Source organism: Actinoplanes sp. TBRC 11911 (assembly GCF_012933445.1).
GTDB lineage: Bacteria > Actinomycetota > Actinomycetes > Mycobacteriales > Micromonosporaceae > Actinoplanes.
Genome location: NZ_JABBNC010000050.1, coordinates 44262 through 55407, shown reverse-complemented (window position 1 = coordinate 55407; position 11146 = coordinate 44262). Strand labels below are relative to the sequence as shown.

Sequence of the window (11146 nt, the reverse complement as noted above, 5' to 3'; positions counted from 1 at the left end):
ATAACTCTCCAAGGTTCACATTCGGCCGGAAAAATCTGACGGACGAAAGCCTCATAATGTGACGAACGCGTTATCTACAATGGACGTTGGTCCCACATCGCGGACGGTGGGTCCATGATGCGGGCGCGGGTCTCAGTAGGCGGTCACCCGTCTCACGGAATGGAAGCGTCGCGCGGCCGCGCGCCGAGCCCGCCTGTCCAGCGGCCCAGCCGATCCGATAAATCTCGGGAAATGTCGGATATGCGAGAGGGGTGGCGAGGGCTGGCGGACGGACGGCGATCAGGTCGCTGACTCGCCTACGCGGCCGCCGCGAGATCGTGCCCGCGCGGCGGCTGACTCGCCCACGGTCGCTGACTCGGCTTAGGACTTACTCGTCTAGAACCTCGGATCGTTCCGTCTGGGGAGCAGGCCGCCATGGGAGAAACGTCGCCGCCCCGGAGAGGTACGGCCGACACCCGCTTGACGTTTTCCTATATAGGAAAATATGGTGGGTGGCGTGGCACGAGCAGCGACGACCTCGGACGCGTTCAACGCGATCGCCGAGCCGCAGCGCCGGGACATTCTGGCGCTGCTGCGCTCGGGTGAGTGGCCGGTGAGCGACCTGGCTCAGGAGCTGGGGATGAGCATGCCGCAGGCGTCGAAGCATCTGCGGGTGCTGCGCGAGGTGGGGCTGGTGCGCGACCGCAAGGCGGGTAAGCAGCGCCTCTACGGGCTGGACGCGCGCGGGCTGCGGCCGGTCCACGAGTGGGTCGGCGGGTTCGAGCGGTTCTGGGCCGAGAGTTTCGACCGGCTGGACGCCTACGTGCGGGACCTGAAGCAGGCACGGCAGGGCGCGGATTCCCAGGACCCGGAACAGGCGCGGCAAGGCGCGAATCGGGCACGGCGAGAGGAATGAACGATGGCGGGGGCACGGCAAGAAACGGGGGCCGAGCGGGAGATCGTGATCGCCCGGCTCATCGACGGGCCGCGGGAGCTGGTGTTCGAGGCGTTCACCGAGGTGCGGCACCTGTCGCGATGGTGGGGCCCGGCGGGGTTCACCACCAGCACGCGCTCCTTCGAGTTCCACGTCGGCGGGGAGTGGGTCTTCGTGATGCACGGGCCGGACGGCACCGACTTTCCCGAGTGGATCACCTGGACCGAGATCGTCGTGCCGGAGCGGATCGCGCTGCTGCACGGTGAGTCCCGCGATGACCCGAACGCCTTCGAGTCGGCGCTGGCGTTCGCGGCCGAGGGCGCCGCCACCCGGATCGAGATGCGCACCGTCTTCCCCACGAAGGAACTGCGCGACCAGGCCGTCGAGAAATACCACGCGATCGAGGGCGGCGAGCAGACACTGGGCAACCTCGCGGCGTACGTCGCGGAGATGAAGGAGGGCCGCTGATGGCCGGCAAAGTGTTCTTCAGCGTGTCGATGTCGCTGGACGGTTTCATCGCCCCCGAGTCCGTCGACGACCTGATGGGACGGCAGTGGATGGAGCTGCAGCGGTGGATCTTCCCGTTGCGGTTCTTCCGGGAGAACCTGAAGCTCGGCGCCGGCGGCGAGGAGGGGCGCGACAACGACATCGCGCGGAAGACGTTCGAGCGCACCGGCGCCAGCGTGATGGGCAGGCGCATGTTCGACGCCGGCGAGCAGGCGTGGCCGGACGAGGCGCCGTTCCACACGCCGGTGTTCGTCGTGACGCACACCAAGCGTGACCCCTGGGAGCGGCCCGGCGCCACGACGTTCCACTTCGTCACCGACGGTGTCGAGGCCGCGCTCGACCGGGCTCGCGAGGCCGCCGGGGACCGGGACGTCCGCATCGCGGGTGGCGGCGCGACGATCCTGCAGTACGTCAACGCCGGCCTGGTCGACGAGTTCTCGGTCGCGGTGTCGCCGGTGCTGTTCGGCTCCGGGATCCGCCTGTTCGAGGGCGTGGACGCCTCCCGGGTCGCCCTGAAGCCGGTGAGCTCGGAGTCGTCACCGCGAGTGACGCACCTGACCTACTCCCTGCACCGACGGTAGACGAGACAGCACGCCGGACAGTGAAGGAGCCGACGCGATCGCCCCCACGGCCGCGACCGCCCGGTCCACTTCGTCCGGCGTGTTGTAGAGATAGAAGCTCAGCCGGCACGACGCGGGCGGGTCCAGCCCCAGCGCGTGGTGCGCCAGCGTCGCGCAATGGCACCCGGCCCGCGCCTCCACCCCGGCCCGGTTCAGCGCCGAGGCCACGCCGACCGGATCGCGACCGGCCAGGTTGAACGCGACCAGCGACGTCCGCCGCCCCGCATCCCGCGGCCCGTAGATCGTGATCCCGTCGATCGTGGCCAGCCCCGCCAGCGCCCGGGCGGTCAGCATCCTGTTCCACCCGTTGACCCGGTCCATCGCCGCGCGGACCACCCTAGGCGCGAACGCCCGATTTGTCCAGAAATACCCAGAGCCGGGCGACACCAGATCCACCAGAAAACGCAACGCCTGAGCGGAAACGATGGTGCCGAGAATATTCGGGGTCCCGGCCGCGTATTTCCACGGCAGCGCGTTGAATTCGACCCGATCCGCGAACACCCGCCCCTGCGCGATCATGTCACCGCCGTACAGAAACGGCAGCGCGGACGCGAGCAAATGCGCCTTGCCGTACAACACCCCGATCCCGAACGGCGCCAGCATCTTGTGGAACGAGAACGCCAGATAATCAACGTCCAGGGCCCGCACATCCACGTACGCCCCCGGCACCAATTGAGCCGCATCCACCAGCAGATACGCCCCTACCGAACCGGTCGGCTGCACGTATCCGCCGGCGTTCGCGAGCTGACGGATCCGGGTGAGCGGGGGACGCGTACCGAGGAAATTTGACGCACCCGTGCAACACACGAGCTTGGTCCGATGGTCGATCAGCGACGCGAGATGCGCGAGATCCAGCTCGCCGGTAACCGGGTCGAACCGGGCCAGCCGATATTCCACGCGCCGCCCGAGCCGCGGCAGGATCCGCCGGCACATCGCGTGCCACGGCACGTAATTCGAGTTGTGCTCCAGCGACGTCGTCACCACGTTGTCGCCGTCGCGGAACTCGGTCAGCAGCGAATACATCACCGCGTTGATGGCCTCGGTCGTATTGCGGTAAAGCGCGATCGTCTCCGGCCCCGGCGCCGACAAAAAGCTTGCGATCGTCCGGTACGCCTCCTCGAAGAGCCCGGTCATCTCCCGGGACGCGGTGGATTGACCGCGGTGCACGTTCTCATAGCCGGGCGCCAGCGACCGATAAAGCTCCACGAGTTCGCGGGGCGGCTGCGTGCTCGCCGCGTTGTTCAGCGCGATCCGCCCGGCCTGCGGGAACGAGAAATGCGCACGGATCCGTTCGATGTCCACCCGGCCAGCGTCGCGCCATCCACCCCGCGGGTCGTTGGGTCAGGACGCAGACGTGTTGGCAACGCGTGCGAACCTGCGGTACTCGGCCGGCGGCACCCCGTGCGCGGACCGGAACACCTTGCTGAAGTCGGCCGCGCTGGTGAACCCCCATCGGGCCGCGACCGCCGCGACCGGCCGCGCGTCCAGGCTCGGGTCGGCCAGGTCGCGCCGGCAGCGTTCCAGGCGCCGCGCGCGGATCCAGCCGGCCACCGTCAGTCCTTCGTCGTGAAAGAGCTGGTGCAACGACCGCAACGACATGTGGTGCTGCGCCGCGATCCCGGCCGGCGTCAGCCGCGGGTCGCCGAGGTGCTGCTGGACGAAGCCCTGGACGGTGACCAGCAGGGCGTGCCGGCGGTCCTCGGCCGTCCCCCACGAGCCGGCGTCCAACTCCCGGGCCAGCCGCGTCGCCAGCACCTCGAGCGCCGCGGTGGACACCCGCGCCGCCTCGGCCGGGGTGCAGTGCTCGATGTTGCGCGCCAGCCGCAGCAGGAACTGGCTGGTCAGATCGCCGATTCCGGCGGTCGCCGGGATCGGCACCGCGGTGAGGCGCCGGCGCGCGCTCGGCGACAGCGGCAGCAGCGCCGGCGGGAACATGAACGTCATCAGCCGGGTCGGCTCGTCGCCGGTACCGCAGTGGACCTCGTACGGCCGGCGGGTGTCGTAGAACGTGAACTCCCCCGCGGACAACCGCGCCTGCCGGCCGTCCTGATCGACCACCGAGGAGCCGCCGGCGCAGACGAGGAACAGTTTCAGCATGTCGGGGTCGGCCTGCGCGATCAACTCGGTGGTGCGGCGCACCGTGATCGGCATGATGTCCAGCACCACCACCTGCAGCGGACCGAGGCCGCTGGCCCGGAACTCGCCGCGATAGTCCGGCGGGCACCAGCCACCGCACTCCATCGGGACCCACATCGTGGCGGTCAGCTCGCGGATGAAGTCGAACCGGTCGGCCGCGTCGACATCGGCGGTGGTGACAAGCGTGCTCATTGCTCCTCCACCAGGCTCCTCCACCAGGGAGAGAGATTTTTGAGAGTACGCCGATACGCCGTGCCGAAATGACAAGGACCGGACAACTGCTTGATTAGCGGAATGTTGTCACGTACCGGTGGGTCGGCCGTTCGGCCAGTGTCAGCGACCCGACGAGACATTGATTGGCGCCTTAGTGGAGGACTAACGTGGCGGGCACCCGCCACATAAGACGGGTGGGGCCACGGGGGCCATCATCCTCATCGAGCCATCGCCGCGTGTGCCGATGGTCACCTGCTTTGTGTTTTCGGTGAAGGGACTCCATTTCATGCGTAGACGCGGTGTCGTCATTTCCGGACTACTGTCCGCATTGGCCCTGTTCGCCACGTCCGCGACAAGCTCGGTCAGCACCGCCGCGAAGGCGGACGCCGCGCCGGCGCACGTCCACCAGCACGGTGCCGACGGCGACGAGGACGACCTCGAGCACATGAAGGAAGACCTCGTCGGCACGCCGATGAGCACGATCGAGAAGGAGACGGCCCAGGTCGCGACCCGGATCGGGCGCGAGACCGGGCAACGGCCCGGCGTCCCGGGACCGACACACCGGGGCAACGTGGCCGACAACCCCGCGGTGCGGGGCTCCTGGAGCTCGGTGATCAACACCCCGGTCGTCCCGGTGTTCGAGGCGGTGCTGCCCAACGGCAAGGTGCTGATCTGGGACTCGGTCGGCGACAACGCGGCCGAGTCGTACCCGGATCAGAGCTTCACCCGGGCCATGGTCTGGAACCCCGCGGACAACACGTCCAAGCGGGTCGACGTGCAGGGCTCGAACCTCTTCTGCGCCGGCTTCGCGCACCTGCCGAACGGCAACATCCTGGTGGCCGGCGGAAACGCCAACCAGCAGCTGGCCGGCACCGTGCAGACGCACATCTTCAACTGGCAGACCGAGACCTGGACGCGCGGCAAGGACATGGCCGCCGCGCGGTGGTACCCGGCGGTCGCCGAGATGGCCAACGGCGAGGCGGTCATCGTCGGCGGCGGCCCGGCCACCGCCGAGGTGTACCAGGCGAACGGCGCCCTGCGGCCGCTGACCGGCTTCACGAAATACAACGCCCGGCTGTACGCGTCGATGGGCTCGCGGCCGGACACCCAGCTCGGCTTCTTCGGCCCGCTGACCACCGGGTACACGGTCAACTCGGCCGGCAACGGCGTGATCACGGCGACCTTCACCCGGGACGCGATCGCCCGGGACTACGGCAGTTTCTCCACGTACGACGCCGGCAAGACCCTGGTCGTCGGCGGCGGCAAGATCACCGAGGGTGGCGCGACGAACGTCCCCACCAAGACGGCCGTCGTGCTGAGCGCCGGCGCCTACGGGTCCCAGGCCCCGGGCGTCGCCGCCACCGGCTCGATGTCGATCGGCCGGCGGCAGCTCAACGCGACCCTGCTGGCCGACGGCTCGGTCCTGGCGACCGGCGGCCTGACCAGCGCGGCCACCAACAACCTCGTCGACCTGAAACACGCCGCGACGGCGGCGGAGCGCTGGGACCCGGCCACCGGCAAGTGGACGGTGCTCGCCGGCGCGGGCCGCATCCGGCAGTACCACTCGACCGCCGCGCTGCTGCCCGACGGGCGGGTCATGACCGGCGGCGGCGGGATCTGCGGCGCCTGCGTGACGGCCGGCTATCTCGAGAAGAACATCGAGTACTTCACCCCGCCGTACCTCTACAAGAAGGACGGCAGCCGGGACCTGGCCGACCGCCCGGTCATCACCACGGCACCGGCCACCGTCGGCATCAACACCCCGTTCACGATCACCTCGGCGCAGGCCGCGAGCGTCCGCAAGGTCGCCCTGGTCGGGCTCGCCGACGTGACGCACGGCGTGGACCAGGGCCAGCGCTACATCCCGCTGAGGTTCACGACGTCCGGCACCACGCTGAACGCGACCGGCCCGGCGACCGGCGGCGTGGCCCCGCCCGGCTACTACATGCTCTTCGTGATCGACGCCAACGGGGTCCCGTCCGTCGCGAAGATCGTCCAGGTCGGACGCAGCCCGAACCCGCTGATGAGCGCGGTCCGCAACACCTCGGCCGCCAAGTGCGTCGACCTGCCGGGCTCGGCCATCAAGTCGGGCACCCTGCCGCAGTCGTTCACCTGCAACGGCTCGAAGGCGCAGGCGCTGACCCGGCTGCCCAACGACAGCTCGGTGCGCGTGCTCGGCCTCTGCCTCGACGTACCGGGAAGCAAATTCAACTCGGGTCAGCGGATCCAGGCGTTCAGCTGCAACAACTCCAACGCGCAGAAATGGCAGTTCGGCACCGACGGCACGATCCGCGTCACCACGCACACCACGCTGTGCCTGGCGGCCGCGTCCACGGCCCTGAGCGCGCCGATCACCATCTCCACCTGCAACGGCAGCGCATTGCAGAGGTGGACGTGGTAGGCCCACGACCCTGGGCGGCGCGTCCGCGACGCGCCGCCACAGCCGTCACGCCGTCACCGCGTCGGGCCTGAGCCCCGCCACCCGGCGGCGGCGCGTCGGGAGCATCAGCATCGGGTGCGCCATGCCCCAGGCCGCGCCCTTGCAGACGAACTCCTTGTAGTGCGCCGCCAGCTTGCCCTTGAGCAGGTACGGCTTGGGCCGGTCGTCGGCGGTCACGTACTGGATGAGCCCGTCGCGGCGGCCCAGGCTGATGCACTGGTTGAAGTAGCGCAGCGGGGCCTTCGGGATCTTGCGGCCGGTCATCCGCGCGGCGATCGCGTCGGCGGCCTGCCACGCCATCGGCATGCCGGAGGCGCAGGACATCCGCAGCGGCTTGCCGCCCGGTCCCTCGGCGATCGCGGCGTCGCCGACCGCGTACACGTCCGGGTGCGACACCGAGCGCATCGTGTGGTCCACGACGATCTGCCCGGTTCCGGCGACCTTCAGGGTGGTCGCGGCGGCGATCGGGTGCACCGCGAAGCCGGCCGTCCACACGACCACGCGGGCCGGGATCGTCCGTCCGTCGCCGGTGACCGCGCCGTCCTCGCCGACCCGTACGATGTCGGTGTTCGCGTGCACGGCGACGCCGAGCCGGTCCAGGACCTCGCCCAGGTGGCGCTGCGCCTTCGCGTCCAGCCAGTCGCCCGGGGCGCCCTCGGTGGCGTTCGCGACGCGCAGGTCCGGCCGGGCCTCGGCGATCTCGGTGGTCGCCTCGATGCCGGTCAGCCCGCCGCCGACGACCAGTACGGACTCCCCCGCGCCGAGTTCGGCGAGACGCTCGCGCAGCCGCAGCGCCGAGCGCTTGCCGGCCAGGTCGTACGCGTGCTCGCGCACCCCCGGGACGCCGTGGTCGGCCGCCGCGCTGCCGAGGGCGTACACAAGGGTGTCGTAGGAGATGTCGCCGTCGCTCAGCGTGACGTTCTTGCGCTCGGCGTCGACGGTGGCAACCTCGGACAATTTCAGCCGTACGCCGGTGCCCGCGAAGATGTCCGCAAGGCTGCGCCGCGTGAGGTGCTGCCCGGTGGCGAGCTGGTGCATGCGGACCCGCTCGACGAATTCGGGGTCCGCGTTGACGACGGTGATCTCGACGTCGGCGGGATCGAGCCGCGCAGCGAGACGTCCGGCCGCGGTGGCCCCGGAGTACCCGGCTCCGAGCACGACGATGCGATGCTTCATGGTTTCACTCCGCTCTCGGTGACTTCCCTTTCTGAACCGGAGAGCGCGGTGATCCCTGACAGGAGCGGTTTGTGAGCTGGGTCACCAGGCGGCGATCAGCGGCTTCCCGTGGCCGGAGCCGGGCCACTGCCGCGTCGCGCGTACGAGCTTGTCGGGGTTGACCTGCACGCGGAGCGCGGCGACACGTCCGGCGGTCATCTCCAGGCACATCACGCCGACCACGTTGCCGTCGATCACGACCACCACCGCCGGCCCGCCGTTCGCGACCTCGGCGTAGATCGCCGGAGTGCCGCCCAGCGCGTTCCGCTTGGCCGGGCTGGGCCGGAACAGCCCACGCAGGAACCGCGCCACCGCCAGCGCCCCGACGATCGGCGTGGTCCGCGCCGGGATCTTGCCGCCGCCGTCCCCGATGTTCTGCGCGTCGTCGGTGAGCAGGCGGACGAGCCGCTCGATCTCCCCACCGGTGGCCGCCGCGAGAAACTCCTCGACCACCACGCGCGCCGCCGACTCGTCCACGTCCGCGCGGGCCCGCGCCCCCGCGAGGTGCTGCTTCGCGCGCCGGTAGATCTGCTGGCAGTTGACCTCGGTGAGCTCGAGAATCCCGGCGATCTCGGCGTGCGAGTATCCGAACGCCTCGCGCAGCACGTACACCGCCCGCTCGTTCGCCGACAGCCGCTCCATCAGCGTGAGCACCGCCATCGACACCGACTCGCGCTGCTCGGCCGTGTCCAGCGGCCCGAGCATCCGGTCCCCGGCGAGCAGCGGCTCCGGAAGCCACATCCCCACGTACGTCTCGCGCCGCGCGCGGGCCGAGGTGAGCTGGTTGAGGCACAGGTTCGTGAGCACTTTGGTGAGCCACGCCGCGGGCGTCTCGACGTGCTCCCGGTCGGCGGCGTGCCACCGCAGGAACGTGTCCTGCACGGCGTCCTCGGCGTCGGTGGCCGAGCCCAGCAGGCGGTAGGCGATCGCTTCCAGGCGGGGCCGGGAGTCCTCGAAGACCGCAACCTCCCGCGCACTGACCGACATGGCTCGATAGTTAACCACGCGCGTCCCCGGCTCAAATCGAGCGACGGGTTGGTAGCGCGCCGCCTCGAATTGGCCTGCCGGTAGCCCTGCCGCACGTTGGGCGGTATGGTCAGCGGTATGGTAGTGCGCACGAAGACCTCGCTGACGCTCGACGAAGGCAGCATCCCGCTGGCCCGCTCCCGCGCCGAGGCCGAGGGACTCGACGTCGGCCGCTGGCTGGACCGGGCGATCCGGCACGAGGCCGCACGAGGCGACGTCGACGTGATCGCCGACTGGGAGGCCTCCCTGCCGCCGGACGACCAGGCGGTCCTTGCCGCACTCGACGCCACCGACCGGCACGACCTCGGTGCCGCGTGACGCGAGGCGACGTCTACGAGTACACGATCGGCAACGCCCGCACCCGCATCGCCATAGTGTCCGCGGCGCCGTACAACCCGCGCCGCGCCACCTTCGTGGTCATCCTCGGCGCCGACACTCCGACGCCGCCGTCGCCCTCGCTGGTGCCGGCAGCCCCGGCCGACCCGGTACGCGGCACTATCGATGTCACCCGGTTACGTCCGCTGGTCCCCGACAACGTGGGTGCGCGGGTGGGCCGGCTATCCCGAACCACTCTGTCACGCGTCGACGACGCACTGCGTAACTACCTGGGGCTGTAAGAAGCCGCGGTCGCGGCGGGTAGCGTGATCGTGTGGATGAGGGTTATCCGAGCAGGGAGGATCGCATCGTCGCCGAGTTCGGTGACGGGCACGACGTGGAGGGGATCGCCCTGCGGTACGGCCTCACCGTCGAGCAGGTCTACGCCGTGATCGAGCGGGAGGTCGGCCCCGCGAGTCAGGGCCCGCCGGTCCAATATCCGCCGCAGGGTTACTACTACGCCCCGCCGCCGCCCGCGCCGAATTACTACTACGCGCCGCCGCCGCCCGGGCAGGTCTATTACGGACCTCCGGCGTACCAGGGGCCGCCGCCGGGCTATGCCCCGCCGGGTTACGCGCCCCCGGGTTACGCGCCCCCGCCGCCCGGTTACGCCCCGCCGGGCTATGCGCCCCCGCCGCCGCTGGACGAGGACGCCATCGTCGCCGAGTACGGCGAGGGCTACGACGTCGAGTGGATCGCCCGCAAGCACGGCATCGCCCCCGAGCACGTCTACGAGGTCGTTCTCCGGAACGTCGACAAACGCGACGACCCCGAGTAAGACGACACCTCAGCCCCGCGCCACCACCGGCATCAGGCCGTGCACCATCTCCAGGGCGGCGTCCACCTTGTCCGCCCAGAACATGGTCTCGATCGCGAAGTGCTCGATGCCCGTCTCCGCGTGCATCGTCTTGACGGCGTCGGCGACCTGCGGCACCGCCACCCCGGGCATCACGTTGACGCGCATCACCGTCTCGATCGACGCGGGGTCGCGGCCGGCCACGCGCGCGGCCTCGTCGACCACCTGGCGCTGCGACATGATCAGCTCGGTGTTCATGAAGCCGGGCAGCATCGACAACGTCAGCCAGCCGTCGGCGCGCCGCCCGGTGCGCTTCAGCGCCGAGGTGGCCGACCCGCCGAGGTAGATCGGCGGCCGCGGCCGCTGCACCGGCTTCAACGGTGAGTGATGCAGGGCCAGGTCGACGTACGTTCCGTGATATTCGGCGGGGTCCTTGGTCCACACGATGTCGAGCGCGTCGAGCATCTCGTCGAGCCGGGCGCCGCGGGTCGCGAAGTCCAGCCCGGCCGCCTCGTACTCTTCCGGCGACCAGCCCACGCCCAGGCCCGCGATGGCGCGTCCGTGGCTCATGAGATCGACGGTGGTCCACGCGCGGGCCAGCTGTAACAGCGGGTACAGCGGCGCGATCTGCACGTGCGTGCCCAGCTTCGCCGTCGTGGTCGCGCTCGCCGCCACGCCGAGGACGATCAGCGGGTCGGCGGGCCCGTTGTACTCGACGGGGATCGTGTTTCCCCGGCCGCCGGCGCCGATCTTCGGATGGACGGCCGCCATGTTCCGGTCGCCCACCCACAGGCTGGCCGCGCCGGCCTTCTCGGCCTCGTTCGCGAAGTACGCCACGCGGCCCACCTCGTGCGCCTGCTCGTGCAGGTGCGGCAGCATGAACCCGATCTTCATTTGTTGACCCT

The 11146-nt window shown here is 70.1% G+C and carries 12 protein-coding genes; 7 read left to right on the top strand and 5 right to left on the bottom strand.

The window, feature by feature from the left end; genetic code table 11:
• The first annotated feature begins 496 nt into the window (after nt 1-496).
• The 3 genes from HH310_RS40385 to HH310_RS40375 are packed head-to-tail and all read left to right on the top strand — an operon-like array spanning nt 497 to nt 2001.
• Nucleotides 497-895 carry a helix-turn-helix transcriptional regulator gene (locus HH310_RS40385; protein ID WP_169181057.1) on the top strand — a complete coding sequence of 133 codons (399 nt, stop codon included), beginning with the start codon at nt 497-499 and terminating at the stop codon, nt 893-895.
• A 3-nt stretch (nt 896-898) separates the two neighbouring features.
• Nucleotides 899-1381 (top strand): SRPBCC family protein, encoded by a 483-nt coding sequence (locus HH310_RS40380; RefSeq protein WP_169181056.1) that lies wholly within the window; start codon nt 899-901, stop codon nt 1379-1381.
• On the top strand, nt 1381-2001 hold the full coding sequence (locus HH310_RS40375; RefSeq protein WP_169181055.1) for a dihydrofolate reductase family protein: 621 nt from the start codon (nt 1381-1383) through the stop codon (nt 1999-2001). Before HH310_RS40380 ends, HH310_RS40375 begins: the two co-directional genes overlap by 1 nt.
• Here the strand turns inward: HH310_RS40375 and HH310_RS40370 are convergent.
• Together HH310_RS40370 and HH310_RS40365 are read right to left on the bottom strand one after the other, a co-directional pair.
• Nucleotides 1957-3342: an aminotransferase class V-fold PLP-dependent enzyme gene (locus tag HH310_RS40370; RefSeq protein ID WP_169181054.1), complete on the bottom strand. Its 1386-nt coding sequence runs from the start codon at nt 3340-3342 to the stop codon at nt 1957-1959. The two genes, HH310_RS40375 and HH310_RS40370, sit on opposite strands and share 45 nt — an antisense overlap.
• Nucleotides 3343-3381: 39 nt before the next feature.
• Nucleotides 3382-4368, bottom strand: a complete 987-nt coding sequence (locus tag HH310_RS40365; RefSeq protein WP_169181053.1) for a helix-turn-helix domain-containing protein — start codon at nt 4366-4368, stop codon at nt 3382-3384.
• Nucleotides 4369-4675: 307 nt separating this feature from the next.
• Here HH310_RS40365 and HH310_RS40360 point away from each other — a divergent pair, with 307 nt between their 5' ends.
• Nucleotides 4676-6790 (top strand): galactose oxidase-like domain-containing protein, encoded by a 2115-nt coding sequence (locus HH310_RS40360; RefSeq protein WP_169181052.1) that lies wholly within the window; start codon nt 4676-4678, stop codon nt 6788-6790.
• 45 nt (nt 6791-6835) lie between these two features.
• Here the strand turns inward: HH310_RS40360 and HH310_RS40355 are convergent, their stop codons facing one another.
• The gene (locus HH310_RS40355) at nt 6836-8005 is read right to left on the bottom strand and encodes an NAD(P)/FAD-dependent oxidoreductase (protein WP_169181051.1); all 1170 of its coding nucleotides are present in this window, start codon (nt 8003-8005) and stop codon (nt 6836-6838) included.
• A gap of 81 nt (nt 8006-8086) precedes the next feature.
• On the bottom strand, nt 8087-9031 hold the full coding sequence (locus tag HH310_RS40350) for an RNA polymerase sigma-70 factor (RefSeq protein ID WP_169181050.1): 945 nt from the start codon (nt 9029-9031) through the stop codon (nt 8087-8089).
• Between the two features lie 117 nt (nt 9032-9148).
• Here HH310_RS40350 and HH310_RS40345 point away from each other — a divergent pair, with 117 nt between their 5' ends.
• From HH310_RS40345 to HH310_RS43380, 3 genes are read left to right on the top strand one after another with little or no spacing between them, the layout of a single operon-like run.
• On the top strand, nt 9149-9388 hold the full coding sequence (locus tag HH310_RS40345) for a hypothetical protein (protein ID WP_169181049.1): 240 nt from the start codon (nt 9149-9151) through the stop codon (nt 9386-9388).
• On the top strand, nt 9385-9687 hold the full coding sequence (locus HH310_RS40340) for a hypothetical protein (RefSeq protein WP_169181048.1): 303 nt from the start codon (nt 9385-9387) through the stop codon (nt 9685-9687). The genes HH310_RS40345 and HH310_RS40340 overlap by 4 nt, the downstream gene beginning before the upstream one ends.
• A 32-nt stretch (nt 9688-9719) precedes the next feature.
• Nucleotides 9720-10223 (top strand): hypothetical protein, encoded by a 504-nt coding sequence (locus tag HH310_RS43380; protein ID WP_211193249.1) that lies wholly within the window; start codon nt 9720-9722, stop codon nt 10221-10223.
• 9 nt (nt 10224-10232) lie between these two features.
• On the opposite strand, the gene HH310_RS40330 is transcribed toward HH310_RS43380, so the two are convergent.
• Nucleotides 10233-11135 (bottom strand): TIGR03619 family F420-dependent LLM class oxidoreductase, encoded by a 903-nt coding sequence (locus HH310_RS40330; protein WP_169181047.1) that lies wholly within the window; start codon nt 11133-11135, stop codon nt 10233-10235.
• Nucleotides 11136-11146: the final 11 nt, after the last annotated feature.